The 25,606-nt window shown below is 73.9% G+C and carries 23 protein-coding genes and 2 tRNA genes; 17 read left to right on the top strand and 8 right to left on the bottom strand.

Translation table 11 applies throughout. The features are described 5' to 3' along the window. Nucleotides 1-205 precede the first annotated feature (205 nt). From AC067J_RS24895 to pyrE, 6 genes are all read left to right on the top strand, one after another. On the top strand, nt 206-769 hold the full coding sequence (locus tag AC067J_RS24895) for a type III secretion system chaperone family protein (RefSeq protein WP_478302654.1): 564 nt from the start codon (nt 206-208) through the stop codon (nt 767-769). Nucleotides 770-910: 141 nt separating this feature from the next. Next, the gene (locus tag AC067J_RS24890; protein ID WP_478302652.1) at nt 911-2,071 is read left to right on the top strand and encodes a pyridoxal phosphate-dependent aminotransferase; all 1,161 of its coding nucleotides are present in this window, start codon (nt 911-913) and stop codon (nt 2,069-2,071) included. 475 nt (nt 2,072-2,546) lie between these two features. Next, the gene (locus tag AC067J_RS24885) at nt 2,547-3,074 is read left to right on the top strand and encodes a DUF2617 family protein (RefSeq protein WP_478302650.1); all 528 of its coding nucleotides are present in this window, start codon (nt 2,547-2,549) and stop codon (nt 3,072-3,074) included. A 136-nt stretch (nt 3,075-3,210) separates the two neighbouring features. After that, nucleotides 3,211-4,857, top strand: coding sequence for a polyamine aminopropyltransferase (locus tag AC067J_RS24880; protein WP_478302648.1), 1,647 nt, complete (start codon nt 3,211-3,213; stop codon nt 4,855-4,857). 194 nt (nt 4,858-5,051) lie between these two features. Then, entirely contained in the window at nt 5,052-6,293 is a 1,242-nt protein-coding gene (locus tag AC067J_RS24875) for an SRPBCC family protein (RefSeq protein WP_478302646.1), read from the top strand. A gap of 41 nt (nt 6,294-6,334) precedes the next feature. Further along, nucleotides 6,335-6,871 (top strand): orotate phosphoribosyltransferase, encoded by a 537-nt coding sequence (gene pyrE / locus AC067J_RS24870; RefSeq protein WP_478302644.1) that lies wholly within the window; start codon nt 6,335-6,337, stop codon nt 6,869-6,871. Between the two features lie 130 nt (nt 6,872-7,001). Here pyrE and AC067J_RS24865 read toward each other — a convergent pair whose 3' ends face one another. Further along, complete coding sequence (locus tag AC067J_RS24865; RefSeq protein ID WP_478302642.1) at nt 7,002-7,721, bottom strand: DedA family protein; 720 nt, start codon at nt 7,719-7,721, stop codon at nt 7,002-7,004. A 435-nt stretch (nt 7,722-8,156) separates the two neighbouring features. On the opposite strand from AC067J_RS24865, the gene fbaA reads away from it, so the two are divergent. The 4 genes from fbaA to AC067J_RS24845 all read left to right on the top strand — a co-directional run bounded on the left by fbaA (nt 8,157) and on the right by AC067J_RS24845 (nt 11,839). Beyond that, nucleotides 8,157-9,179, top strand: a complete 1,023-nt coding sequence (gene fbaA / locus AC067J_RS24860; protein WP_478302640.1) for a class II fructose-bisphosphate aldolase — start codon at nt 8,157-8,159, stop codon at nt 9,177-9,179. 57 nt (nt 9,180-9,236) lie between these two features. Then, a complete protein-coding gene (locus AC067J_RS24855; protein WP_478302638.1) occupies nt 9,237-9,650 on the top strand; it encodes a DUF3151 domain-containing protein in 414 nt (137 codons plus the stop codon). A 494-nt stretch (nt 9,651-10,144) separates the two neighbouring features. Continuing rightward, nucleotides 10,145-10,957 carry a DUF3152 domain-containing protein gene (locus AC067J_RS24850; RefSeq protein WP_478302636.1) on the top strand — a complete coding sequence of 271 codons (813 nt, stop codon included), beginning with the start codon at nt 10,145-10,147 and terminating at the stop codon, nt 10,955-10,957. 75 nt (nt 10,958-11,032) lie between these two features. Continuing rightward, nucleotides 11,033-11,839 carry a hypothetical protein gene (locus tag AC067J_RS24845; RefSeq protein WP_478302634.1) on the top strand — a complete coding sequence of 269 codons (807 nt, stop codon included), beginning with the start codon at nt 11,033-11,035 and terminating at the stop codon, nt 11,837-11,839. Nucleotides 11,840-11,976: 137 nt separating this feature from the next. On the opposite strand, the gene AC067J_RS24840 is transcribed toward AC067J_RS24845, so the two are convergent. From AC067J_RS24840 to purS, 4 genes are all read right to left on the bottom strand, one after another. Then, the gene (locus AC067J_RS24840) at nt 11,977-12,804 is read right to left on the bottom strand and encodes a maleylpyruvate isomerase family mycothiol-dependent enzyme (protein WP_478302632.1); all 828 of its coding nucleotides are present in this window, start codon (nt 12,802-12,804) and stop codon (nt 11,977-11,979) included. A 65-nt stretch (nt 12,805-12,869) separates the two neighbouring features. Next, nucleotides 12,870-15,125, bottom strand: coding sequence for a phosphoribosylformylglycinamidine synthase subunit PurL (purL, locus tag AC067J_RS24835; RefSeq protein ID WP_478302631.1), 2,256 nt, complete (start codon nt 15,123-15,125; stop codon nt 12,870-12,872). After that, nucleotides 15,125-15,802 (bottom strand): phosphoribosylformylglycinamidine synthase subunit PurQ, encoded by a 678-nt coding sequence (purQ, locus tag AC067J_RS24830; protein ID WP_478302629.1) that lies wholly within the window; start codon nt 15,800-15,802, stop codon nt 15,125-15,127. The genes purL and purQ overlap by 1 nt, the downstream gene beginning before the upstream one ends. Then, entirely contained in the window at nt 15,799-16,053 is a 255-nt protein-coding gene (purS, locus tag AC067J_RS24825; RefSeq protein ID WP_327678937.1) for a phosphoribosylformylglycinamidine synthase subunit PurS, read from the bottom strand. The genes purQ and purS overlap by 4 nt, the downstream gene beginning before the upstream one ends. A gap of 465 nt (nt 16,054-16,518) precedes the next feature. Between purS and AC067J_RS24820 the strand changes: the two genes are divergently transcribed. From AC067J_RS24820 to AC067J_RS24790, 7 genes are all read left to right on the top strand, one after another. Then, entirely contained in the window at nt 16,519-16,836 is a 318-nt protein-coding gene (locus tag AC067J_RS24820; RefSeq protein WP_030304494.1) for a histone-like nucleoid-structuring protein Lsr2, read from the top strand. Between the two features lie 131 nt (nt 16,837-16,967). Beyond that, nucleotides 16,968-17,040: transfer RNA gene (locus AC067J_RS24815), tRNA-Gly, on the top strand. Nucleotides 17,041-17,083: 43 nt separating this feature from the next. Then, nucleotides 17,084-17,159: transfer RNA gene (locus AC067J_RS24810), tRNA-Gly, on the top strand. A 176-nt stretch (nt 17,160-17,335) separates the two neighbouring features. Further along, nucleotides 17,336-18,337 (top strand): ABC transporter ATP-binding protein, encoded by a 1,002-nt coding sequence (locus AC067J_RS24805; protein WP_478302627.1) that lies wholly within the window; start codon nt 17,336-17,338, stop codon nt 18,335-18,337. Beyond that, complete coding sequence (locus AC067J_RS24800; protein ID WP_478302626.1) at nt 18,334-19,167, top strand: ABC transporter permease; 834 nt, start codon at nt 18,334-18,336, stop codon at nt 19,165-19,167. The genes AC067J_RS24805 and AC067J_RS24800 overlap by 4 nt, the downstream gene beginning before the upstream one ends. Before the next feature lie 92 nt (nt 19,168-19,259). Then, nucleotides 19,260-20,483, top strand: coding sequence for a sensor histidine kinase (locus AC067J_RS24795; protein ID WP_478302624.1), 1,224 nt, complete (start codon nt 19,260-19,262; stop codon nt 20,481-20,483). 23 nt (nt 20,484-20,506) lie between these two features. Continuing rightward, nucleotides 20,507-21,127: a response regulator gene (locus AC067J_RS24790; protein WP_478302622.1), complete on the top strand. Its 621-nt coding sequence runs from the start codon at nt 20,507-20,509 to the stop codon at nt 21,125-21,127. Between the two features lie 43 nt (nt 21,128-21,170). Here AC067J_RS24790 and AC067J_RS24785 read toward each other — a convergent pair whose 3' ends face one another. From AC067J_RS24785 to AC067J_RS24775, 3 genes are all read right to left on the bottom strand, one after another. Further along, nucleotides 21,171-22,070, bottom strand: coding sequence for a phosphoribosylaminoimidazolesuccinocarboxamide synthase (locus AC067J_RS24785; protein ID WP_478302620.1), 900 nt, complete (start codon nt 22,068-22,070; stop codon nt 21,171-21,173). 106 nt (nt 22,071-22,176) lie between these two features. Further along, nucleotides 22,177-23,718, bottom strand: a complete 1,542-nt coding sequence (locus AC067J_RS24780; RefSeq protein ID WP_478302618.1) for a N,N-dimethylformamidase beta subunit family domain-containing protein — start codon at nt 23,716-23,718, stop codon at nt 22,177-22,179. Nucleotides 23,719-23,945: 227 nt separating this feature from the next. Then, nucleotides 23,946-25,517, bottom strand: a complete 1,572-nt coding sequence (locus AC067J_RS24775; protein WP_478302616.1) for a M48 family metalloprotease — start codon at nt 25,515-25,517, stop codon at nt 23,946-23,948. Between the last annotated feature and the right edge of the window lie 89 nt (nt 25,518-25,606).

The following is a 25,606-nucleotide window of genomic DNA, read 5'->3' as shown; positions in this document are numbered from 1 at the left end:
CGGTTGCCGACCCCCGGACACCCCCCGTGACCGGCCCTTGTGCACCCCCGGTGACCGGGCCCGGTCACCGGGCGCCACCTTGATCCGGCCATGCCCGGCCGGACCGCGGTCGCCCCTGTGAGGCAGGGCCCCGATGAGGCAGGATGGGAGGTGGAAGGGCGGCCTCTCATTGCCGACCACCACGTGCACTGAGGAAGAGGACCCCATGAGCATCGACCCGTCGTCCATCCCGTCGTTCGGTGTGCCCCAGGGCGGACAGCCCGGCGGCCAGGGCGGCCGCCCGGCCGGCCCGCCGCCGATCATCGTCCCGGACCAGGCCCTGGTGGGCCAGCTCCTCGACCAGATGCAGCTCAAGCACGTCGTCGACGAGGAGGGCGACCTCACCGCTCCCTGGGAGGGCTTCCGCGTCTACTACATGTTCCGCGGTGAGCAGAAGGAGCTCTTCGCCGTCCGCGCGTTCTACGACCGCGCCTACCCGCTCGAGGACAAGGCCGAGATCCTCGACCTGATCGACGAGTGGAACCGCGAGACCCTCTGGCCGAAGGTGTACACCCACACCCACGAGGACGGCGTGGTCCGCCTGATCGGCGAGGCCCAGATGATCGTCGGCACCGGCGTCAACCTGGACTACTTCGTCACCACCACCGCCAACTGGACCCAGGCCGCGGTGGGCTTCGAGCAGTGGATCGTCGAGCGCCTCGGCCTGCAGAAGGAGATCGAGGGCGAGGACGGCGAGGAGAAGCCCTCCGAGGGCACCGACGAGGCCTGAGCCCGCGCCCTCCCGGCCACCCCTCGGCCCGCCACCGGCACTCCGGTGGCGGGCCGCCGCGGTTCCCGGCGGGCGGTCCTTGTCCCGGGCCCTCCCCTGGACCGAGGATGGGGGCCGACCACCGAGGCGTGAGGAGCCGTGATGGGTGAGAGGCCGCTGCTGAACCGTCGGCTGGAGGGACTCGGCACGACGATCTTCGCGGAGATGTCCGCGCTGGCCGTGGCCACCGGCTCGATCAACCTCGGCCAGGGGTTCCCCGACACCGACGGACCGGAGGAGGTGCGGGAGGCCGCCGTCCGCGCACTGCGCGAGGGGCTCGGCAACCAGTACCCGCCCGGCCCCGGCGTCCCCGAACTGCGCGCCGCGATCGCCGGGCACCAGCAGCGCTTCTACGGCCTCGCGTACGACCCCGACGGCGAGGTGCTGGTCACCGCGGGTGCCACCGAGGCGATCGCCGCCACGCTGCTGGCGCTGCTGGAGCCGGGCGACGAGGTGATCGCCCTGGAGCCGTTCTACGACTCGTACGCCGCCTGCATCGCGATGGCGGGCGCCGTCCGCGTCCCGCTCACGCTGCGTGCCCCCGACTTCCGCCCCGACCTGGACCGGCTACGCGGCCTGGTCACCCCGCGTACCCGGCTGCTGCTGCTCAACTCGCCGCACAACCCCACCGGCCTGGTGCTCACCCCCGGGGAACTGCGCGCGATCGCCGAACTCGCCGTCGAGCGCGACCTCCTGGTGGTCACCGACGAGGTCTACGAGCACCTGGTGTTCGGCGGCGCCCACCACCCGATCGCCGCCCTCCCCGGCATGCGCGAGCGCACCGTCTCCATCTCCTCGGCCGGCAAGACCTTCTCGTTCACCGGCTGGAAGGTCGGCTGGGTGACCGCCCCGGCGCCCCTGGTGGCGGCCGTGCGCACCGCCAAGCAGTACCTCACCTACGTCAGCGCCGGACCGTTCCAGTACGCCGTCGCCGAGGCCCTGCGCCTGCCCGACGACTACTTCGCCGGCTTCCGCGCCGACCTGCTGCGCAAGCGCGACCTGCTGGCGGACGGGCTGGCCGCCGCCGGCTTCCGCGTCTTCGTCCCCGAGGGCACCTACTTCATCACCACCGACATCACTCCGCTGGGCGAGAAGGACGGCATCGAGTTCTGCCGCACCCTGCCCGAGCGGTGCGGGGTGGTGGCGATCCCCAACGCGGTGTTCTACGACGACGCCGACGCGGGCCGGCCGCTCGTCCGCTTCACCTTCTGCAAGAAGGTCGAGGTACTGGAGGAGGCGGTCACCCGGCTGGCCCGGCTCTGACCGATCTGCGGGATCTCTCGCACGCTCCGACGATTCGTCAACTCACCTGGTGGACACGGCCGTTCGATGCTCACCAGGCAATCCGGCGTGCCCTGGCGGCAATCCGCGGCCCGGTCCGGGTACCGTGCGCCGGGCGCGTCCGGGTCAGGGGCGTACAGGTCGTGCGGACAGCGCATGACCAGCGCACACGGCGTGCGATCCGGGGCGAGGGGCGCGCGCGGTGCATAGTCGCACACCGGGTCGATCAGAGCAGGGAAGCAGATGTGCTCGAAACGGTGAATGCTTGACAAAGTTGGGTAAATCACCGACGGACCCGGCGTATTCGTGCTTCTCTGCTGCTGAATCTCCAGCCGGAATCCTTCCTTCCACGGTCGGCCGCGCCCTGGACCGTACAGCCACGAACAGCCTCGCCCTTGCCTAGGCCAACTCGCTGCTGCTCGGCGGGCGCGCACGGAGCTGAAACGCGGAGCCGAGCATGCTCACCACTTTGCAGACCTCCTACACGGACACCCGCGCGGGTGACCTGGCCTGGTGCCTGGGCGGCGACCCGCTGCCCGCTCTCGCGGTCCGCGACCTGAGACTCGACGGCCCCGGCCACCCCGGACCGCCCGGCACCCTCCAGCTGCGACTGCTGGGCGCCTCGCACCAGGTGGTGATCACCGCGGGCCCGGGCCACTGCCTGGAGACCGTCGCCTGCCTGCCCGGCCGCAGAACACCACTGCCGGCCCGGGTCGCCAAACAGGTGGACGGGTGGGAGTACGAGTTCGCGGCCCGGATCGAGGCGTTGCCGCCGCACGACTTCGCCGCCCGCGCCCAGGAGTTGCTGGCACTGGTCGAGGGGCACCCGCGCGGCCTGGCCGGCGTCTTCCCCGGCGACCCGAGCGCCTTCACCGCGCTGGTCACCCAGGGCGGCGCGGACCGGCTGCTCTGGCGCACCTGGCACGCCTACCCGCAGGAGGGGCAGCTGGTCTGCACCCGGTCCTCGCTGGTGGTGTCCCGGTGACCGAGACGGCCGAACCCTCCATAGCCCCGGTCGAGATCCTTCATTCGTACGCAGGAACGATTCGTCAACCTGTCGTGTTCAGCTGTCCGTCGAATGGGCGCAGCCGTCCGTCCCGAACGTCGCCTAGCGTTTGTTCGTGATCAACCATCCGGCCGGTCCGCCCCCCGCACAGCCGGGCCTCGACCTCGACGACGGCAGCCCACCACGGCTCGGGCGGAGCCTGACCCCCCTGCCCGCCCGCCGTCGGTCCCGGCTGCGTGCCCGCCCCAAGCTCGCCCGGCTGGCCGTCCTGCTGGCCGCGTTCGTCTGCGCGGCCTGCGGACTCGTCTACGAGCTGGAACTCGTGGCACTCGGCGACTACCTGCTCGGCGACTCGGTCACCCAAACCTCCGTCGTGCTCTCCGTCATGGTGTTCGCGATGGGCCTCGGCTCCCTGCTCGCCAAGCGGTTCACCCGCCGCCCGGCCACCGCCTTCGCCCTGGTCGAGTGCGCGCTCGCGCTCACCGGCGGCCTCTCCGTCCTGGCGCTCTACTCCTGCTGGGCCTGGATCGGCCGCTACCAGGCCGCCATGGTCGGGATGACCTGCCTGATCGGAGTGCTGATCGGCGCCGAGATCCCCCTGCTGATGACGCTCATCCAACGGATCCGGCGGGAGGACGCCGGACGGGCCGCCGCCGACCTCTTCGCCGCCGACTACGTGGGCGCGCTGATCGGCGGGCTCGCCTTCCCGTTCCTGATCCTGCCCGCCCTCGGCCCCGGCAGCGGCGCCCTGGTCACCGGCGCCGTCAACGCCGTCGCCGGCTCCGCCGTCGTGCTCTGGCTGTTCCGCGAGGAGCCGGCCCCCCGGGTCCGGCTGCTGCTCTGGGGCGGCTGCGCCCTGGTGCTGGCGGTGCTCGCCGCGGCCGCCGCCTGGTCCGGCGCGGTCGAACGCGCCGCCCGGCAGGCGCTGTACGGCGGCCAGGTGCGGTACGCCCACGGCCGGTACCAGGAGATCGTGCTCACCGGCCCGGCCGAGGGCCCGCTCCGGCTCTACCTGGACGGCCGGCTGGCGGTCTGCGGACCGGACGAGTACCGGGGCAGCGAGGCGCTCGTCCACCCGGCGATGGGAGCCGGCCCGGACGGCCGGGTACTGCTGCTCGGCGGCGGCGACGGGCTGGCCCTGCGGGAGGTGCTGCGGCACAGCGGGGTCCGCTCGGTGCTGGTCGTCGACCCCGACCCGGCGCTCCCCCGGCTGGCCCGGACCGACCCGGGCCTCGCCGCGCTCTCCGGACGCTCGCTGGACGACCCCCGGGTCCGCACCGCCGAGGCCGACCCGCTGGAGTGGCTGCGCAGCGTCCGCCCCGCTCCCGGCCCGGCCTTCGACGTGGTCCTCGCCGACCTGCCCGCCCCCGCCGACGGCGGCCCGGCGAAGTTCCACTCCCAGGAGTTCTACGGCCTCGCCACCCGGCTGCTCGCCCCCGGCGGGCGGCTCGCCGTCCGGGGCGGCGACGAGCAGAACGGCCGGCAGGGCCTCTGGCAGGTCGAGTCGGGCCTGCGCGCCGCCGGGCTGCGGACCGTCCCGTACGCGGTCGCGGGCAGCGCCACCGCCAGCTGCCGGCCCGGACCGGAGGGCGGCCAGACCTTCCTGCTCGCCGCGGCCGCCCAGCCGCCGCTCTCCCTCGGCCCCGACGCGCCGCCGCCGCGCGCCCTCACCCCCGACGCCCTCCGCGCCTCCGCCGCCCGTCTCACCGCCGCCCGGCCGGCCCGCCCGCCGGCCGCCCTCACCCTGCTCGGCCCCCGCTGAGCCCGGGCACCGGCCCCGTTCCGGCGCCGGCGGGCCCCTGCGGCGGCGCCGTCGGGCCGGGTTCCTTCCGGGCGCGCGCGGGGGGCGTCCGCGGGGTGACCGGACACGGCCCGGCCGGGGCCGGCGCGGGGCTCGTGCGACAGGTAGGGGACGGGGCGGGGCCGGGAACGGGTTCGGTCGGTAGGCTCCGTGGCATGGAGCATGAGGTTGTCGTCCCGATGCCGGCCGGGCTGGTCCGGCAGGCCCTGCAGGATCCGGCGCTGCTGGCGCGTTCCGTGCCTGGGCTGAGCACCGAACCGGCCGCCGTCGGCAGCGGCCCGGCCGACGAGATCGGCGGGCGTCTGAAGCTGCGGATCGGCACCTCCACCATCACCTACAAGGGCGTGCTGTCGCTGATCGAGGGCCGCGAGGGCGTGCTGACCGCCTTCGCCGAGGGCCAGGAGGCGCGCGGCAGCGGCGAGGCCACCGCCACCGTCCGGGTCAGCGTCGCCGACGGCGCCGAGGACGGCACCGCGGTGGTCCGCTTCACCGGCGACCTGACCGCCACCGGGCGGCTCACCGAGTTCGACGGCGAGACGCTCGCCGCGGCCGGCCGCCGGCTGCTGGACCGCTTCGCCGCCGCCCTCGCCTCCCCCGACGGCGCGGCGGAGACCGGCCCGGACGAGGACACGGGCGCGGACACGGACACGGACGCGGACGAGGCTCCGGAGGCAGCGGCGGACTCCGCCGAGGAAGCCGACGCCGCCGAGGACACGGGCGCGGACGCGGCCCGGGAGCCCGGCGACGAGGCCGGCGAGGAGCCTGCGGACGAGGCCGGCGAGGAGCCTGCGGACGAGGCCGCCGAAGACGGGACCGCCGCCGAGGCCACCGAGGACGAGGCCGGCGAGGAGCCCGCCGACGAGGCCGCCGACGAGCCCGCCGAGGAGCAGTCGGGCACCGCGACCGTGGTCTTCCTGGAGGACCACCAGGAGGACCGCCAGGACGAGCCCGGTGACGACCTCGACGACGACCTCTCCGACCTGATCGCCTTCTCGGACGCCGACGCCGAGCGCTTCGGCCTCCCCATCGGCGACGTCGACGAGCCCGAGGACACCGACGCCGCCGCGGCCGCCGCCGAGGAGGCCGTCTCCGCCGACCTGCCCACCGAGCTGCCCTTCGAGTACGAGCAGGACCCCGTGCTCGGCGGCCCGGTCCGCCGCAGCATCGTCGGCCGCTCCGCCGAGGAGGTCGACCACGCCCCGCCGCGCGGCCCGTACGCACCCGCCCTGCCGGCCCGCAGCGCCAGGGCCCGGGCGGCCTCCCGCTGGGGCGGCGACGCCGGCGGGATCGTGGTGCCGGGTGTCGGCGGCCGCAGCGCGGTGCCGTGGGTGATCGGCGGCGGTGTGGCCCTGCTGGGCGGCGCCGTGGTGCTGGTCAGGGCCCTGCGCCGCCGCTAGCCGGGAGCGGCCCCGGGAGGCAGGCCCTAGACTGGACGCTCATGAGCAACGACCGCGACGCCCTGCTGGCACAGATCAAGGACAAGGCCGTCGTCCACGGCAAGGTCACCCTTTCCTCCGGCAAGGAGGCCGACTACTACGTCGACCTGCGCCGGATCACGCTGGACGGCCAGGCCGCCCCGCTGGTCGGCCGGGTGATGCTGGACGCCACCTCCCACCTGGAGTACGACGCCGTCGGCGGGCTGACCCTCGGCGCCGACCCGGTGGCCGCCTCGATGCTGCACGCCGCCGCCGCGCGCGGGCGTGAGCTGGACGCCTTCGTGGTCCGCAAGGCCGGCAAGGCGCACGGTCTGCAGCGCCGTATCGAGGGCCCGGAGGTCAAGGGCCGCCGGGTGCTGGCGGTCGAGGACACCTCCACCACCGGCGGCTCGGTGCTGACCGCCGTCGAGGCGCTGCGCGAGGCGGGCGCCGAGGTGGTCGGCGTCGCGGTGATCGTCGAGCGCGGTGCCGCCCCCGCGATCGAGGCCGCCGGCCTGCCGTACGTCACCGCGTACACCCTGGACGACCTGGGCCTCTGAGCCCCCGGCCGCCGCCTCCCGCGGCCCGGCGTCGCCCCCACCGCAACGGAACGGCCGGGGCCGGTCCTGTTTCACGTGAAACAGGACCGGCCCCGGCCGTTCTCCGTCCGTTCGTCGTCCGGCCGCGTCCTCAGCCGCGCCGGTGCCGCCCGCCGCCCGCCTGGACGGCCTCGTCGTCCTCGGCCACGTCGCCGCCGGCCTTCTTCTTCCGGCGCTCGCGGACGATCTCGACCAGGATCGGCGAGACCGAGAGCAGCACGATCAGCAGCACCGCCGGGATCAGGTACTTGTCGATCACCGGGGCGAGTGCGTCACCGAAGAAGTAGCCGATCAGCAGCATCGACTCGGTCCAGAGCACACCGCCGATCACGTTCCACAGGAAGAAGGTCTTCGCCGGCATCTCCAGGGTGCCCGCGACGGGGTTCAGGAAGGTGCGGACGATCGGCATGAAGCGGGCCAGCACGACGGCCTTGCCCGGCCCGAACTTGTTGAAGTACTCCTCGGCCTTGAGCACGTACTCGCGGCGGAAGATCTTCGACTCGGGCTTGTCGAACATCTTCGGCCCGACCTTCACACCGATCTGGTGCCCGAGCTGGGCGCCGACGATGGCGGCGATCGGGGCCCCGATCAGCAGGGTCGCGATCGGCAGCTTCGCACCGTCGCCGAGGACCGACGAGGCGGCGTCCGAAGCGGCGACACCGGCGATGATGAGCAGCGAGTCACCCGGGAAGAAGAACCCGACCAGGAGGCCGGTCTCCGCGAAGATGATCGCGATCAGCCCGATGGCACCGAGGGACGAGATCAGTGATTTGGCGTCGAGCAGATTGACGGCCAGCTGGTTGTAGTCCACGGGCGCAGAATAGCGGGCTTGTCTTTACCAAAGCTTCGCCCCCGGGGTCGAGCGGGCCCTCATCCCTTCGTCGTACACCGCGCCGCACCCGCCGTCCGGCGCCGCCGGGGCGCCGCCGGACGGCCTCCGGACGGCTTCAGGACGGCTCCCGTACGGCCTGCGGCGCCCACCGGGGGGCGTCCGGGGAAGCCCGCCGTCCCGACTGGCGGGCCACATGGTGGAGCCGGTGGGCGTTCTGGGAAGATGGCACGGGCGCCCGGTCCGCGGTGGCACCACCCTCATGGCCGACCCGCGGCGGTTGCCTCGAACCTTGGTACCGGCAGGCCGCACCGCAGAGCCGCGCAGCTGCCCCGGTACCCCGGAGTCGTCACCAGGCGTACACAGCGTCGGACAGCACCGTCCGTACGCCGAAAAACCCGACAGGAGCGGATTCGCATGCCCATCGCAACTCCCGAGGTCTACAACGAGATGCTGGACCGGGCCAAGGCGGGCAAGTTCGCCTACCCGGCGATCAACGTGACCTCCTCGCAGACCCTGCACGCCGCGCTGCGCGGCTTCGCCGAGGCCGAGAGTGACGGCATCATCCAGATCTCGACCGGTGGTGCGGAGTTCCTGGGCGGCCAGCACAACAAGGACATGGTGACCGGCGCCGTCGCGCTCGCCGAGTTCGCGCACATCGTCGCCGCCAAGTACGACATCACCGTCGCGCTGCACACCGACCACTGCCCGAAGGACAAGCTGGACGGCTACGTCCGCCCGCTGCTGGCGCTGTCCGCCGAGCGCGTCGCCCAGGGCCGGAACCCGCTCTTCCAGTCGCACATGTGGGACGGCTCGGCCGAGACCCTGAACGACAACCTGGCCATCGCCGAGGAGCTGCTGGCCCAGGCCGTCGCCGCCAAGATCATCCTTGAGGTCGAGATCACCCCGACCGGCGGCGAGGAGGACGGCGTCACCCACGAGATCAACGACGAGCTGTACACCACCGTCAACGACGCCGTCCGCACCGCCGAGGCGCTGGGCCTGGGCGACAAGGGCCGCTACCTGCTGGCCGCCTCGTTCGGCAACGTGCACGGCGTCTACAAGCCGGGCAACGTCGTGCTGAAGCCGGAGCTGCTGCGCGAGCTGCAGGACGCGATCGGCAAGCAGTACGGCAAGTCGGACCCGTTCGACTTCGTCTTCCACGGCGGCTCGGGCTCCACCGCCGAGGAGATCGCCACCGCGCTGGAGAACGGCGTCGTGAAGATGAACCTCGACACCGACACCCAGTACGCCTTCACCCGCCCGGTCGTGGACCACATGTTCCGCAACTACGACGGCGTCCTGAAGGTCGACGGCGAGGTCGGCAAGAAGAACACCTACGACCCGCGCACCTGGGGCAAGCTCGCCGAGGCCGGCATGGCCGCCCGCGTGCTGGAGGCCGCGCAGCAGCTGCGCTCGGCCGGCAACCGCCTGAAGTAAGGTCCCCGCCCCACGGCAGGGTCTGCGGTCATGCCCCCCAGTGGTTCACTGGGGGGCATGACCATTCACCAGAACCTCCTCGGGGGTCCGCCCCCGACGCACCTGCCCGCCGAGCCCGCTCCGCTGGAGCTGCTGGCCGGCGGCGCCTCCCCGGCCGAGGTCGCGGCGAAGTACCCGACCTCCTCGCTGGCCTGGGCCCAGCTCGCCGACGACGCCTTCGCCGCCGGCCGCACCGTCGAGTCCTACGCGTACGCCCGCACCGGGTACCACCGCGGGCTGGACTCGCTGCGCCGGGCGGGCTGGAAGGGCCACGGCCCGGTGCCGTGGGAGCACGAGCCGAACCGGGGCTTCCTGCGGGCGCTGCACGCGCTCGGCCGGGCCGCCGCCGCGATCGAGGAGAAGGAGGAGGCGGAGCGCTGCTCGCAGTTCCTCCGGGACAGCTCGCCGACCGCCGCCGCCACGCTCGGCTGACGTCCGACCCCGGTCCCAGCCCCGGTCCCGGTCCCGGCCCCGGCTCCTGTCCACGGACGCCCGACACCGTCCGACACCACCCGTCGCTGCCCGTCGCCGTCCGTCGCCGGTCGCGCGCAGGCCCGCGCCGGGCTCGTGCCCGGGACCCCCGCCCCCGCTGCCCGGAACGGCAGCGGGGGCGGCTTTTGTCCCGCCCTGCATACCCGGTATGTGGACACCCGCCGGTCCGCCGTGCCAGGGTGGGCCCGCGAGGGGGCACACATCAGTTCGAGCCACTGCGGCCCCACCGGTCGACAGGAAGCCCCAGCGTGCCAGCAGCCAGCCCTGCCCCCCGCGGCAACCGTCCGCGCGGCTCCGGTGCGAACGGCGCCCGACCGGGTGCCCGCACCTCCCGTACCGCCGGGCCCGGCGCCGCACGGGCCGGCAGGGCAGGTTCCCGCTCCCGGTCGTCCTCGCGCCGCCGCCGCAGACCGCGCCGCCGGCTCGGACCCGGCATGATCGCCGCGCTGGTCGCCGCGCTGGCGATACTCGGCGGCACGCTGTTCGTGCTGAACCGCCCCGACGCCCTGCCCGGCGCCGACCGGACCGCCCAGGGCCGGGTCGCCCCGGCCGACGGCACCGCCCCGGCCCCGACCGCGGCCCCCGTCACCCCCACCCCGACACCCACTCCGACGCCCACCCCCACGCCCACCCCGACACCGACCGTCACACCCACCCCGGAGCAGACCGCCCCGGACCCGGGCCCCACCAAGGGCGCGGGCACCTTCACCATCGCCCAGGGCTCCGCCGCCCCGGTCGGCAAGGGCACCGTCCGCCGCTACCGGGTCGAGGTCGAGGACGGCATCGGGATCGACCCGCCCGCCGCCGCCGCACAGGTCCAGGCGATCCTCGCCGACAAGCGCGGCTGGACCAGCGACCGCAAGAACGGCTTCCAGCTGGTCGCCGGCGGCGCCTACGACTTCACCGTGAAGATCGCCTCGCCCGCCACCGTGGACAGGATCTGCGGCGCCGCCGGGCTGGACACCCACGGCGAGGTGAACTGCAACGTCGGCAACCAGGTGCTGGTCAACGTCAAGCGCTGGACGATCGGTTCCCCCCAGTTCAGCGGCCCGATCGACGAGTACCGGGCGCTGATCGTCAATCACGAGGTCGGGCACCGGATCGGCCACGGGCACGAGACCTGCCCGGGCCAGGGCAAGCCCGCGCCGGCCATGATGCAGCAGATCTACGGCCTCAAGGGCTGCGTGCCCAACGCCTGGCCGTACAGCGCCGAGGGCAGCTACCTGGGCGGACCGGCGGTCCCCTGAACCCCCTCGATTCGGTACGGAGTTGATACCCGGTCAGCGTACGACCGGGACGGCACCTCTCCTAGGCTGACCGGCATGACCAGCGCGACCGACCCGACCGCCGACCGACCCGCGACCACCAGCACCGCGTCCGACCGCGCCGCGACGGGGAGCCCCGCCCCGGGACGCCCCGTGTCCGGCCGCCACCGGATGCTCGCCCTCGCGGGCGCCGCCGGGATCCTGCTCGGCGCGTCCGCCTGCGGCTCCGACGGCGGCTCCGACGGCGGCACCGGTACGGCCGGGGCGGGCCGACTCTCCTACGACCAGGCCCGGGCCACCGCCCGCGACCTCCACGACTCCGGCCCCTGCCCGTTCGGCCTGGACCTCGCGGCGGCCCTCAAGGGGGCCGGCATCGACCGCCCGGTCAGCGCCGGGGCCAAGGACCGGCCGACGGCCGAGGCCGACCTCGCCGAGGAGGTCCCGGGGCAGCCCTGGCCCTCCAGGGCCACCCCGCCGCCGTCGATGCCCACGATGCCGGCCACACCCGCACAGGCCCGGGTGACCTGCCACTACACGGTCGGCGCCACCCCGGTCCGGATCGACCTGATCGCCGTCGCGGACCACGGCCCCGCGATCGCCATGATGCTCCCGCACATCCAGCGCTTCGGGAACCTCGGCGTGGACCAGCTCCAGGGCTTCGCCGACGCGCAGCCCACCACCGGGCAGACCAAGGTCACCCCGGGGGCGGGCCTGGTCGGTGTCGCCCGCCCGGCCGTCCAGGGCAGGGGCGACCTCGCGCTCACCCTCACCCAGGACACCCACGACGCCCCGACCGAGTCCGCCCTGACCGGCGAACCGCTGCGCAAGGCCACCGAGCGGCTCGCCGCACAGCTGCGCCCCTGAGCGATCGGCCGGCGGGCGGGCGGCAGGCGGCGAGTGGCAGGCGGCAGGTGGCAGGCAGCGAGTGGCAGGCAGCAGGCGGCAGGCAGCGAGTGGCAGGCAGCAGGCGGCAGGCGACGAACAGCGGGCGGGCGGCAGGATCAGCCCAGCACCGGCAGGTGGCCCCGCAGGTCGCTGCGCTCGCCGCTGGCCGACACCGCCGCGGCGTCCACCGCGTCCGCCCAGCCGGTGCGGCCGGTGGCCAGCCGGATCCAGGTCAGCGGGTCGGTCTCGACCACGTTCGGCGGGGTGCCGCGGGTGTGCCGCGGGCCCTCCACGGCCTGCACCACCGCGAACGGCGGCACCCGCAGCTCCACCGCGCCGCCGGGTGCACGGTCGGCGAAGGCGTCGGCCAGCAGCCGGGTGACGGCGGCCACCGCCTGCCGGGCGTGCGGGAAGTCGGGCCGGCCGAGCGCGTCGGCCAGGTCGTCGGCGTGCACGACCGTCTCGACCAGCCGGGTCACCAGCATGTCGGTGAGCGTCATCGAGCCCAGCCGGATCTCGAACCGCCGGCCCGGGGTGCGGGCGTCCTCCCCGGCCAGCGCGGCGACCAGACCGTCCGCGGCCCGGTCGAAGGCCTCCGCCACCGAGGCCGGGTCCCCGCCGAAGTCGCCGGCCGCCTTCTCCCGGGCCTGGGCGTCGAGCAGCGGCGCGACCGTGCCGACCCGGGCGACCCACTGCAGCAGGTCCAGCGGGGGCCGGCCCTCCAGCGGGTCGCCGAGGTGCGCGGGCACCCAGTCGATCTGCACGGCGAGGTGCGCGACCAGCTCGCGCACCGTCCACTCCCCCAGCCGGGTCGGCCGGGCGAGCAGCTCCGCCGCGTCCGGGCGGGCGCAGAGGTCCCGGACGGCGGCTCGCAGCGCGGCGGTCTGCTCCGCGAGCGCCGCGCTGACCTTGGGGTGCTGGTACGTACGGGACTTGGCAGGCATGCGCCCCAACATACGCCGAGGGGCGGACGGTTCCGCGGAACCGTCCGCCCCTCGGGGCAGCCGCATCAGGCGAGCAGGGCCTCGATGACGCCGGTGTGGGCGTCCTTCAGCTCGGCCAGCGAGACGGTGAACTGCCCCTGGACGTCCAGCACATCGCCGTCGACCACGCCGATCCGGGTGGCCGGCAGGCCGCGTGCGGTGCACATGTCGTTGAACCGGAGCTCCTCGCTGCGCGGCACCGCGACGACAGCGCGGCCGGCCGACTCGGAGAACAGGAACACGAACGGGTCCTGGCCCTCGGGCACGATGATCCGGGCACCGTGGCCGCCCTTGAGGCAGCTCTCCACCAGCGCCTGGCCCAGGCCGCCGTCGGAGAGGTCGTGCGCGGCGTCGATCATGCCGTCGCGCGAGGCGGCGATCAGGATCTCGCCGAGCAGGCGCTCGCGGTCCAGGTCGACCTTGGGCGGCAGGCCGCCCAGGTGCGCGTGGACCGCCTCGGACCAGGCCGAGCCGCCCAGCTCGTCCTCGGTGTCGCCGAGCAGGTAGAGCAGCTGCCCTTCCTCGGCGAAGGCCACCGGGGTGCGGCGGGTGACGTCGTCGATGACGCCGAGCACCGCGACCACCGGGGTCGGGTGGACGGCGACGTCGCCGGTCTGGTTGTAGAGCGAGACGTTGCCGCCGGTCACCGGGGTGCCGAGCGCCAGGCAGGCGTCGGCCAGGCCGCGGGTGGCCTCGGCGAACTGCCACATCACGTCCGGGTCCTCGGGGGAGCCGAAGTTGAGGCAGTCGGAGACGGCGAGCGGCTTGGCTCCGCCGGCCGCGACGTTCCGGTACGCCTCGGCGAGGGCCAGCTGGGCACCGGTGTACGGGTCCAGCTTGGCGAACCGGCCGTTGCCGTCGGTGGCGACCGAGACGCCGAGGTTGGTCTCCTCGTCGATCCGGATCATGCCCGAGTCCTCGCCGACCGAGAGCACGGTGTTGCCGAGCACGTAGCGGTCGTACTGGTCGGTGATCCAGGACTTGGAGGCCTGGTTCGGGTGCGAGGCGACCTTCAGCAGGTCGGCCTTGAGGCCCTCGCCGGTGGTCGGGCGGGCCAGCCGCTCGCCGGTCGGGGCGTCGGCCTGCAGCGCGTCCTGCCAGCTCGGACGGGCGTACGGGCGGTGGTAGGTCGGGCCCTCGTGGGCGACGGTGCGCGGCGGCACGTCGACGACGAGCTCGCCGTGCCAGAAGATCTCCAGGCGCTCGCCGTCGGTCACCTCACCGATGACGGTGGCGATGACGTCCCACTTCTCGCAGATCTCCAGGAAGCGGTCGACCTTCTCGGGCTCGACGATGGCGCACATGCGCTCCTGCGACTCGCTCATGAGGATCTCCTCGGGCGAGAGCGTGTGGTCGCGCAGCGGGACGGTGTCGAGCTCGATCCGCATGCCGCCGGAGCCGGCCGAGGCCAGCTCGCTGGTGGCGCAGGACAGGCCGGCGCCACCGAGGTCCTGGATGCCCTTGACCAGCTTCTCCCGGAAGATCTCCAGGGTGCACTCGATGAGGAGCTTCTCCTGGAACGGGTCGCCGACCTGGACGGCCGGGCGCTTGGCCGGGCCGGTGGCGTCGAAGGTCTCGGAGGCGAGCACCGAGACACCGCCGATGCCGTCGCCGCCGGTCCGGGCGCCGTACAGGATGACCTTGTTGCCGGCGCCGGAGGCCTGCGCGAGGTGGATGTCCTCGTGCTTCATGACGCCCACGCACAGGGCGTTGACCAGCGGGTTGCCCTGGTAGCAGGAGTCGAAGACGACCTCGCCGCCGATGTTCGGCAGGCCCAGGCAGTTGCCGTAGCCGCCGATGCCCGCGACGATCCCGGGCAGCACGCGCCGGGTGTCCGGGTGGTCGGCCGCACCGAACCGCAGCGGGTCCATCACGGCGACCGGGCGGGCGCCCATCGCCAGGATGTCGCGGACGATGCCGCCGATGCCGGTGGCCGCGCCCTGGTAGGGCTCGATGTACGACGGGTGGTTGTGCGACTCGACCTTGAAGGTGACCGCGTAGCCCTGGCCGACGTCGACCACACCGGCGTTCTCGCCGATGCCGACGAGCATCGCGTCGGTCTGCGGCTTCTTCTCGCTGAACTGCTTCAGGTGGACCTTGGAGCTCTTGTACGAACAGTGCTCGGACCACATGACCGAGTACATGGCGAGTTCCGCGCCGGTCGGGCGGCGGCCGAGGATCTCCCGGATCCGCGCGTACTCGTCCTCCTTGAGGCCGAGTTCGGCCCAGGGCTGACCGGCGTCCGGGGTCTGCTCGGCGTTCTTGACGGTGTCGAGGCTCATCAGGCGTTCACCAGCTGCTTCAGGACGGAAGTGAAGAAGCCCAGGCCCTCGGTGGTGGGACCGGTGAGCGGCTCCACGGCGTGCTCGGGGTGCGGCATCAGGCCGACGACATTGCCGGCGGCGTTGCTGATGCCCGCGATGTCGCGGTACGAACCGTTGGGGTTGAGGTCCAGGTAACGGGCCACCACCCGGCCCTCGGCCTCCAGTTCGTCCAGGACGTGCCCGTCGGCGACGAAGCGGCCCTCACCGTTCTTCAGCGGCACGACGATTTCCTGGCCGACCGCGTAATCCCGGGTCCAGGCAGTGCCGTTGTTCTCGATCCGCAGCTTCTGGTCGCGGCAGACGAAGTGCAGCGAGTCGTTGCGGGTGAGGGCACCGGGCAGCAGGTGCGATTCGCAGAGCACCTGGAAGCCGTTGCAGATACCGAGAACGGGCATTCCCAGCTTCGCCTGCTCGATGATGGTGTCCATCACCGGCGAGAAGCGGGAGATCGCGCCGCAGCGCAGATAGTCGCCGTAACTGAATCCGCCCGGCAGGACGACGGCGTCGACCTGGTGGAGATCCTTGTCACGGTGCCAGAGGGCGACCGGCTCGGCGCCGGCCAGGCGGACCGCACGCTGGGCGTCGCGGTCGTCGAGGGAGCCGGGGAAAGTGACGACGCCGACGCGGGTGGTCACTTCGCCTCCTCCTCGACGCGGACTGTGTAGTCCTCGATCACGGTGTTGGCGAGAAAGGTCTCGGCGGCTTCGCGGATACGGGCGAGCGCGGCGTCGTCGACCGGGCCCTCCAGCTCCAGCTCGAAACGCTTGCCCTGGCGGACGTCGGCGATCCCGGTGAATCCGAGACGGGGCAGTGCGCGCTGCACCGCCTGTCCCTGGGGGTCGAGGATCTCCGGCTTGAGCATGACGTCGACTACGACGCGTGCCACTGGCACTCCCGGTGGTGTCTTCGTGAGGCGGGGGAACTCCAGACTACCGGGGGTTTCGGGCGGGATTGCTGGCCGGGGAGGGCGACGCGCGTAGACCCGAGACCCTTACGCCGCAAGGGCTCCGCCCCCGGGACACCCCCCGCACACCGTCCCATTTCGCCGGATTCCCGGGCCCCAGCGAGAACAGCCGAAGAGCACCCGAATACCGCCAGTCCGGGACAGATCCCCCAGCCGAGTGCCCGGGTATCCGGCGCGACGGCGAAGACACGTGAATATCCGGAAAAGAAAGCCGGACTCTTCGATTTCTCCCCGCTTCGGGTGCAGAATAGGGCCACCTGCTGCGGCAAGTGCTGCGTATCCGGCATGCCATCGGGCCTGCCCGTATGCGCTTGCGCTAGCGGTGCACACAAGGCCCCGGAGCGCGCCCGCGCCCGGCGGCCGAATTGCCCGAGAGGATTGACACCCATGGCTCAGCGTGTAGTTGTCACGCTCTCCGACGACCTGGACGGCGGCGCAGCCGCGGAAACCGTCCACTTCGGCGTCGACGGGAAGTCGTACGAGATCGATTTGTCCGTGGACAACGCGGAAAAGCTGCGGGAGGCCCTCGCCCCGTTCGTCGCGGCCGGCCGCCGCCAGAGCCGTACCGGGAAGTCCTTCCGGCGCACCGCGCTCACCCCGGACCCCGCCGCCGTCCGCGCCTGGGCCCAGTCCCGCGGCATGGAGCTGCCCGCCCGCGGCCGCATCCCGAAGCATGTGTACGAGGCGTTCGCCGAGGCGAACTGACCACCGCGGTACCCGGTCGTCCCGCCCGAACCCAAAGGGTGGGGCGACCACCCCGACGGATGCTGTAGAGTATTCCTCGTCGCCGCAACGGAGAGATCCGGAGAGGCGGCCGGTGCCCCACCAGGCACCGTGCGGACGTGGCTCAGTTGGTAGAGCATCACCTTGCCAAGGTGAGGGTCGCGAGTTCGAATCTCGTCGTCCGCTCGCAGTGCGCGAGCACAGCACAACAACTCGATATCTCCATCCTGCGGACGTGGCTCAGTTGGTAGAGCATCACCTTGCCAAGGTGAGGGTCGCGAGTTCGAATCTCGTCGTCCGCTCCAGTACGAAGGGTCCTCTCGGTCGAGAGGGCCTTTCGGCGTTTCCGGCATTCCCCGGTCCGCTTCCGGGGCGCCGGCTCCGGCCGATGACATTTGTCATGGCCGACCCGTGGATCCGCACCCCGTTCCCGTGAAGCCGCGCACTGCCCGCGGCGCCCCGGCGACGGGAGGCTTGGAACATGGAAACCAGCCAGCCCCTCCACGGCGACCACGTGATCGAGGTCACCGACCTCCACCGTCACTACGGCACCGGAACCTCCCGCTACCACGCGGTCCGCGGCGTCGACCTGACCGTCGGCCGCGGCGAGCTGTTCGCCCTGCTGGGTACCAACGGGGCCGGCAAGACCTCCACCATGGAGCTGATCGAGGGCCTCGCCGCCCCGAGCGAGGGCACGGTCCGGGTGCTCGGCCACGACCCGCACCGCGAGCGGAACGCCGTCCGGCCCCGGATCGGCATCATGCTCCAGGAGGGCGGCTTCCCCGGCGACCTCACCGTCGCCGAGACCGGCCGCTCCTGGGCCGGGATGACCAGCAACGCCCGCCCGCTGGACGAGGCGCTGGACCTGGTCGACCTCACCCACCGCCGCAACGTCCGGGTCAAGCAGCTCTCCGGCGGCGAGCGCCGCCGGCTCGACCTGGCGATGGCCCTGCTCGGCCGGCCCGAGGTGCTCTTCCTGGACGAGCCGAGCACCGGCCTCGACCCGGAGGCCCGGGTCGCCGTCTGGCGGCTGGTCCGCGAGCTGCGCGCCCAGGGCACCACGGTGCTGCTCACCACGCACTACCTGGAGGAGGCCGAGGAGCTGGCCGACCGGCTGGCGATCATGCACGGCGGCCAGGTCGTCACCACCGGCACGGTGGCCGAGGTGATCGCCGGGCGGCCGTCCCGGATCTCCTTCCAGCTCCCCGAGTACTCCGGCACCTCGCTGCCGCAGCTGGCCGGCGCCACCCTGACCGCCGACGGCCGGAAGATCACCGTCCAGACCCCGCGCCTCCAGGCGACCCTCACCGACCTGCTCGGCTGGGCCAACCACCACGGCATCGAGCTGGGCGCGCTCGACGCCCGCAGCGCCTCCCTGGAGGAGGCCTTCCTCGCCATCGCCTCCGAGGCCGCCCAGCGGCCCCAGGCCGACGCCCCCGCCGCCCCCACCGCCCGCCGCCGCCTGATGGGACTCGCCCGATGACCACCGCCACCGTCCCCGCCACCGCCGCCGGCCCCCGCAGCACCGTCACCCGCCGACTGCTGGCCCTCGGCCGGGCCGAGGGGATCCTGCTGCTGCGCAACCGGACCGCCCTGTTCACCGCCCTGCTGCTGCCCCTGCTGCTGATCGGCGGGCTGAAGAACGTGCTCGACCAGCAGGCCGAGACCAACCCCGGCCTCGACGTCGACTCCCTGCTGATCAACGGCGCCGTCGGGATGGTGCTGGCCTTCGTCGTCTACTACAACCTGACCGCCGCCTACGTGGCCCGCCGCGGCGAGCTGGTGCTCAAGCGGCTGCGCACCGGCGAGGCCCGGGACATCGAGATCCTGGCCGGCACCGCCGTCCCCTCCGTCGCCCTGGCCCTGCTGATGTGCTCGGTGGTCGCCGTCGCCGGCGCCTCGGTGCTGAACCTGACCGTGCCGGTCAACCCGCTGCTGCTGGTCGTCGGCCTGGTCCTGGCCGTCGGCACCCTGATGGCCCTGGCCGCCGTCTCCAGCGCCTTCACCAGGACCGTGGAGAGCGCCGGCATCACCACCATGCCGGTCCTGCTGGTCTCGCAGTTCGGCTCCGGCCTGTTCTTCCCGCTGGAGGTCATGCCCGACCGGCTCGCCGACGTCTGCCGGCTGCTGCCCACCACCCCGGCCTTCCAGCTGATCCGGGTCGGCTGGTTCGGCACCGACGGCTCGGCCGCCGCCACCGGCTTCGCCGGCTCCTGGTCCACCGCCGCCCCGCACCTGGTCACCGGCTCGGTCTGGCTGGCCCTCGCGGCCTGGGGCGCCGTCCGGTACTTCCGCTGGGAGCCGCGCCGCTGAGCGGCGGGTACCCGGAACCGAAGGCCCGCTCCCCGCTCCACCTCTGATAAGAAGACAGCAGCACGATCATGGTCGAACGGGGAGGGGAACAGATGGACGTCGTGAACCCGGTGCGCAAGTGGCGGGGCCTCGGCAAGCCCCAGCGCTCCGAGCTCTACCTCCGCTGGTCGCTCTACCTGATGGCGCTCGCCCCGCTGCCGGCCGCCCTGCTGAGCACCACCTCCGCCCCGGAGAACCGGCGCTACCCGGCCTCGATCCAGGTCAGCCTGGTCGTCGGCCTCGCCCTCGTCCTGGTCACCCTCCGCGCCTACCGCACCTCGCTGGACCACTACCTGAAGCGGCCCGCCGACCACCCCCGCTGGCTCCTGATCACCGGAGGCGTCGCGGTGGCCGGCTCATGGGCGGTCATGCTGATCGGCCCCCGGACCGGCGACGTCCAGGACAGCACGCCCTTCACCGCCCCCATCGTGGTCGCCATGCTCTTCTCCTCCTTCGGTCCGGCCGCCGTCGGACTGCCGCCTCGCACGGCGGCCCTCGGCGGACTCGCCGCACTCCTGGCCGTCGCCCCCGCGCTCATGCTGGCCGGCGTGGACCTGCCGACCACCTGCGGGATGCTGGTGTCCACCGCGGCCGTCATGGTCTTCATGGGCTGCAGCTGCCGCAGCTTCGCCTGGCTGCAGTCGGTGGTCTGGGAGCTGGACACGGCCCGCGAGGCCCAGGCCCAGCTGGCCGTCGCCGAGGAGCGGCTGCGGTTCTCCCGCGACCTGCACGACGTGATGGGCCGCAACCTCACCACCATCGCGCTGAAGAGCGAGCTGGCCGTCCAGCTGGCCCGGCGCGGCCGCGCGGAGGCCGCCGAGCAGATGGCCGAGGTGCAGAAGATCGCCCAGGAGTCCCAGCGCGAGGTCCGGGACGTGATCCGCGGCTACCGCACGGCGGACCTGCACGCGGAGGCGATCGGCGCCCGCGCGGTGCTCCGCGCGGCCGACGTGGCCTGCGAGATCGACCTCGGCGAGCACGCCCACGAGCTGCCGGCCGCGGTCCAGTCGGTGCTCGGCTGGGTGATCCGCGAGGCCACCACCAACGTGCTGCGGCACAGCGAGGCGGCCCGCTGCTCGATCCGGCTGCGCCGAGAGGACCACCGGGCGGTGCTGGAGCTGGAGAATGACGGGGTGCCGGCCGTCCCGCTGCCCTCCCAGGGCAGCGGCACCGGGCTGCGCGGCCTGCGCGAGCGGCTCGCCGCCCACGACGGCGAGCTGACCCTGCCGGACGCCGCGCCGGGCGGCTTCCGGCTGCTCGCCAGCGTCCCGATCTGAACCGCTCCCGGAAGGCACCACCGATGACCGACACCGCGCCCGTCCGCGTCCTGCTCGCCGACGACGAGCACCTGATCCGGGGCGCGCTGGCCGCGCTGCTCGCGCTGGAGGAGGACATCGCGGTGGTCGCCCAGGCGGCCTCCGGGCCGGAGGCGCTGGCGATGGCCGAGGCGCACCGGCCGGACGTCGCGGTGCTGGACCTGCAGATGCCCGGGCTGGACGGCATCGAGGTGGCCACCCGGCTGCGCGCCCTGCTGCCCGACTGCCGCTGCATGATCGTCACCGGCCACGGCCGGCCGGGCTACCTGAAGCGGGCGCTGGAGGTCGGGATCCGGGGCTTCCTGCCGAAGACCGTCTCGGCGGCCGACCTGGCCGGCATCATCCGCACGGTGCGGGCCGGCGGCCGGTACGTGGACCCGGAGCTGGCGGCGGACGCGATCGCCGCCGGGGAGACCCCGCTGACCCCGCGCGAGACGGACGTCCTGGAGCTGGCCGCCGACGGCACCTCGATCGCGGAGATCGCCGAGCGCGCGTCGCTCTCCCAGGGCACCGTCCGCAACTACCTCTCCTCGGCGGCCGCCAAGCTGGGCGCCGAGAACCGCCACGCGGCGGTGCGGATCGCCCGCGAGCACGGCTGGATCTGAGCCGGAGCCGATCCGCCGCACCCGCGGGCGCAGCCGGACGGGGTCAGGCCCAGCTGAGGCCGGTCAGCCGCTCGTAGGCCTCGACGTACTTGGCGCTGACCTTCTCGACCACCTCGGCGGGCAGCTGCGGCGGCGGCTGCTCGCTCTTCCGGTCCCAGCCGGAGGCCGGAGAGGTCAGCCAGTCGCGGATGATCTGCTTGTCGTAGGAGGGCTGGGCACGGCCCGGCTCCCACTGGTCGGCCGGCCAGAACCGCGAGGAGTCCGGGGTGAGCACCTCGTCGCCGATCACCAGCTCGCCGTCGAGCAGCCCGAACTCGAACTTGGTGTCCGCCAGGATGATGCCGCGCTCGCGGGCGATGTCCCGGGCCCGGGAGTAGACGGCCAGGGTGGTCTGCCGCAGCTGGGCGGCCAGGTCGGCGCCGATCCGGCGGGCGGTCTCCTCGTACGGGACGTTCTCGTCGTGCTCGCCGACCTCGGCCTTGAGCGCCGGGGTGTAGATCGGGGCGGGCAGCTCCGAGCCGTCCTCCAGGCCCTCGGGCAGGGCGATCCCGCAGACCGTGCGGGAGTCGCGGTACTCCTCCAGACCGGAGCCGGCCAGGTAGCCGCGGGCGACGCACTCGACCGGGATCATGTCCAGGCCGCGGCAGACCAGGGTGCGGCCCTTCCAGTCGGCGGGGGCTCCGGCCGGGACCTCGGTGGAGATCACGTGGTTGGGCACCAGGTCGGCGATCCGGTCGAACCACCACAGCGAGAGCTGGGTCAGGATGCGGCCCTTGTCCGGGATCTCGTTGGGCAGCACCCAGTCGTAGGCGGAGGTGCGGTCGCTGGCGACCATCACCAGCTCGCCGGACTCGGCCCGGTAGAGGTCGCGCACCTTGCCGGTGTGCAGGTGGACCAGGCCGGGCACCTGGACCGGCTCGGGCTTGGTGACAAATCCGCTCAAGGTCGTCTCAGTCCTCAGGGGTCGTTCGCGGGCGTGGGGCGCGAAAGGGGAGGTCACTGGGACCGAGTCTGTCACGACCGCCCGCGCGGACCGCTGCCCGGGCGGCTCAGCCGTTCTTGCAGAGACGGTCGAGCAGGTTGGCGGTGGCCCGCTGGATCCGCTCGTCCGTGAGCCCCGGGCGGTCCAGCGCGGGCGACCAGGCGAAGGTGCCGGAGGCGAACACGTAGGCGCCGCTGGGCGCCCGGTAGAGCGAGGTCTCCTGGTAGCGGGTGCGGCCGGCCGGGTCCCGGTACGGGGAGTGCGCGAGCAGCACCCGTTCGCCGTGGGCGGGCAGCGCGACCTTGGGGTAGTAGCGGTCGGCCTCGCCGGCCACCAGGCCGGGCAGCTCGTCGCCCTCCTGCACGCCGGTGCCCTCCCAGAGCCAGTGGCCGGTGTGTCTGGCGACCAGCGGGACGGGCGCGGCGACCCGTCCGGAGTACTGCAGGCCCAGCAGGTGCTGTTCGGGCTCGCCGGCGTCCCGCCAGAGCGCGCTGGCGGCGCCGGGGACCCCGGTGGCCGGACTGCCGGGCTGGACCTTCTGCCGCTTGCGGCAGTTGAGCAGCCGGTTGGGCTCGCCCGAGGGCGCGGCGCTCAGCTCGACCCGCCAGTACATGGTGTTGGCGGAGAGGAAGACCAGCGAGGTGCCGCCGTCCCTGGCCCGTTCGGCGGCCCGGCGCATCGGCTCGGACCAGTACTCGTCGTGGCCGGGGAAGACCAGCGCCTTGTGCCGGGAGGGGTCGACCAGCCCGGCGTGCAGGTCGGTGGCGGTGGCGTAGGAGAGGTCGTAGCCGTACCGCTCGGCCCAGCGGATGAAGTCGTAGGCGTGGCCGACGTGCAGCGGCAGCCCGGCGGTGGCGTGCGGGCGGTCGAAGGAGACCGTGACGGCCGCCTCGGGCTCGCCGACCAGCCGGCCCCCGTCGTCCCAGGCGTGGTAGAGGCTGGCGCCGCTGCGGCCGTCCTCGGGGAAGAGGTTGTACGCCTGCCAGGTCACGTCGGGGACCACCAGCAGCAGTTCGGCGGCGCGCGCCTGGTCCTCGAAGTCCCGGACCGTGAACGGGATGTGGCTGCGGTGCAGCATGTCGGCGGTGGTGAGCACGGCGACGTAGGCGCCGGGCCGCCAGTGGGCCGGGATCTGCAGGCGCCAGGTGTGCCACCAGTGGTGGCAGGAGACGGTCCGCCCGGCGACCAGCGGGGCGGGCTGGACCATGCCCGCGATCAGCGGACTGGAGGTCATGTGGTGGGCGCCGTCACCGGCGTAGTGGCCGATCCGGTAGACGTCGACGGTGAACTCGCGGGGCGGGTTGACGGTGACCCGGAAGTCCACCGAGCCGCCGGGGCGGACCACGCCGGCCGAGGCGAAGCCCTTGATCTGCTGCTCCTCGTCGTTGGAGCCGAGCGGGGTGCCGACCGGCGGCTTGCCCCTGAGGCCGGCGGACAGCGGCCGCTGTCCGGGGGCGTCCACCGACACGTACCAGGGGACGGCGCCCTCGGCGCCCGCGAGGTACTGGTCCGGGCTGCGCAGCCAGGGCAGCGGGCCCTGGCCGAAGGGGTCGGAGACGCTGTGCGCGTGCGTCCCGGACTCCCAGCGGCGGTTGAGTTCGGTCCCCACGCGCGCCCCTCCCAGGTGCACCTCCGCCGGTTGGCATGTGCCTCCCGGATGTGCGTGCGGTCTAATACACCACACAGTGCTGGCGCTGCGTCACCCTACGGTAGCAACTAGTGGTGGTGAATCTCCCGGTCCGGCGGCCGGAGGGCCTCCGGCCTGCGAAGACCCGGGGCGGCCGGTCGGTCCGGGGGCGCTCACCCCGGGGGCACGCGCCCCCGGGTGCCGGTCGGTCAGAGCCGGACCGGCTTCTCCAGCCGGACGCCCGCGGCGTCCAGCCAGGCCCGCAGCGGCCCGTCCTGGCCCTGCTCGACGGCCTGCGCGACCGGCTCGGCCAGGTCGGTGCGGCGGACCCCGCCCAGCTGCAGGACCGGACCGTCCAGCCAGTCCAGCCCGGGAACGGCCCCGGCGGTGTCCACGGAGGCGCAGCAGACCATCGCGGTGACGTGGTCGACCAGCACGTCCCGCCCGGTGCGGACGGGTTCGAGCAGCGGCACGGGGGCGGTGGTGCGGGCCAGCTGGGCGGTGAGCGCGGCGGCCAGCCGCTCGCCGTCGCCCTCGGCGAGCCGGACCAGCAGGCGGGTCAGGGTCGGGGCGCCGGGGCGGGACTGCGGGGCGAGCCGGTCCAGCGCGGACTGCAGGTCGGCGGCCCGGGCGCGCCAGCCGGCGTCCACCACGTCGACCGGGTAGTCGACCCACTCCAGCTCGCGCCAGGCGCCGGAGGCGGGTCGGCCGAAGAACAGCTCGGCGGCGAGCCTGGAGACCGCCGCGTCCACCGCGCCGGGCTCCTCCAGCAGGTCGCAGGCGGGGCGGTCGCCGAGCCGGCTGCCGTAGCCGTCGGCCAGCCGGTCGCGCCGGGACAGCTCGGTGAGCGCGGCGACCACGCCGGCGTTGAGGTGGGCGGGGTGCCGGCCGAGCCGCCAGGCGGGCAGGGCGACCCGGGTGAGCAGCCGGTCCCAGCCCGCGTAGGCGAGGCCGACCTGCTCCTGGGCGGCGATCCGCAGGCCGTAGTCGACGCCGCGGGCCTGCTCGGAGGCCCAGCCGGCGACGGCCCGCTCCAGCTCGGCGGCGTGGCCCCGGCAGGCGCCGAGCAGCCGGCGGGTGATCCGGTCGGTGAGCCCGGCCGGGCCGCGCCGGGCCGGGCGGGGGCCGTCGGGCGCCGGGGCGCAGGCCAGGCCGGAGGCGGGGGCGGCGTCCAGGCTGGCGTCCAGGGCGCGCAGGAACCGGCGGGCGGCGGCGATCTCGGGGTCGGCGGCGGGCGCGGTGCCGGCCACCACCGGGGCGAGCAGGGCGCGCAGTTCGCCGGCCCGCATCCACCAGAGGAACGGCGAGCCGATCACCAGGACCGGCGCGGGGTGACCGTGGTCGGCCCGGCGGGACCGGCGGCCGGCCGGGCGGGGCGCCTGGACGTCCTCCAGCCAGCTGTCGCAGTCCGGGGTGAGCGCGATGGCGGAGGGCGCGGGGACCTCCAGGCGGTCGGCCAGCTCGTCGATCAGCCGGTACAGCTCGGGTGCCTGCCTCCGGTCGAGCGGGACGGCCGGGGTCTGCGGCGGCACGGCCCTGCGGTAGGTCCGGGCGGCCAGCCCGGCCACCAGCAGGGTGAGCGCGGCCACCGCGCAGAGCACCCAGCGGGCGGCGTCCCACCCGGCGGCGTCCGGGGAACCGGGGGCGCCGAGCCGACCGGTGAACCGGCCCGCGAGCAGCACCGCCGCGGCGGCGGCGGGCAGTGCGGCGGCCGCCAGGGCCAGACCTCGGATCCGCAGGACCGCTTGGGCGTGAGCGCGCGCGGTGTCGACAACGGCCATACGGTGCGGCACCCCCTTCGGAGCCCTCGGGCGCCCGGTGACGGGAGCCTGAGCCGACTCGAAAACGATCAGTTCCGACCGGGGGACGG

The sequence above is a fragment of the Kitasatospora sp. NPDC042419 genome (assembly GCF_056437345.1).
The sequence above is the reverse complement of the archived record's forward strand: the minus strand, read 5'-3'. Positions and strand labels throughout refer to the sequence as shown.

Coding starts and splice junctions, on each gene's coding strand:
- AC067J_RS24895 (WP_478302654.1), top strand. CDS start 206: ATGAGCATCGACCCGTCGTCCATCCCGTCGTTCGGTGTGCCCCAGGGC.
- AC067J_RS24890 (WP_478302652.1), top strand. CDS start 911: ATGGGTGAGAGGCCGCTGCTGAACCGTCGGCTGGAGGGACTCGGCACG.
- AC067J_RS24885 (WP_478302650.1), top strand. CDS start 2,547: ATGCTCACCACTTTGCAGACCTCCTACACGGACACCCGCGCGGGTGAC.
- AC067J_RS24875 (WP_478302646.1), top strand. CDS start 5,052: ATGGAGCATGAGGTTGTCGTCCCGATGCCGGCCGGGCTGGTCCGGCAG.
- pyrE (WP_478302644.1), top strand. CDS start 6,335: ATGAGCAACGACCGCGACGCCCTGCTGGCACAGATCAAGGACAAGGCC.
- fbaA (WP_478302640.1), top strand. CDS start 8,157: ATGCCCATCGCAACTCCCGAGGTCTACAACGAGATGCTGGACCGGGCC.
- AC067J_RS24855 (WP_478302638.1), top strand. CDS start 9,237: ATGACCATTCACCAGAACCTCCTCGGGGGTCCGCCCCCGACGCACCTG.
- AC067J_RS24850 (WP_478302636.1), top strand. CDS start 10,145: ATGATCGCCGCGCTGGTCGCCGCGCTGGCGATACTCGGCGGCACGCTG.
- AC067J_RS24845 (WP_478302634.1), top strand. CDS start 11,033: ATGACCAGCGCGACCGACCCGACCGCCGACCGACCCGCGACCACCAGC.
- AC067J_RS24840 (WP_478302632.1), bottom strand. CDS start 12,804: ATGCCTGCCAAGTCCCGTACGTACCAGCACCCCAAGGTCAGCGCGGCG.
- purL (WP_478302631.1), bottom strand. CDS start 15,125: ATGAGCCTCGACACCGTCAAGAACGCCGAGCAGACCCCGGACGCCGGT.
- AC067J_RS24820 (WP_030304494.1), top strand. CDS start 16,519: ATGGCTCAGCGTGTAGTTGTCACGCTCTCCGACGACCTGGACGGCGGC.
- AC067J_RS24805 (WP_478302627.1), top strand. CDS start 17,336: ATGGAAACCAGCCAGCCCCTCCACGGCGACCACGTGATCGAGGTCACC.
- AC067J_RS24800 (WP_478302626.1), top strand. CDS start 18,334: ATGACCACCGCCACCGTCCCCGCCACCGCCGCCGGCCCCCGCAGCACC.
- AC067J_RS24795 (WP_478302624.1), top strand. CDS start 19,260: ATGGACGTCGTGAACCCGGTGCGCAAGTGGCGGGGCCTCGGCAAGCCC.
- AC067J_RS24790 (WP_478302622.1), top strand. CDS start 20,507: ATGACCGACACCGCGCCCGTCCGCGTCCTGCTCGCCGACGACGAGCAC.
- AC067J_RS24775 (WP_478302616.1), bottom strand. CDS start 25,517: ATGGCCGTTGTCGACACCGCGCGCGCTCACGCCCAAGCGGTCCTGCGG.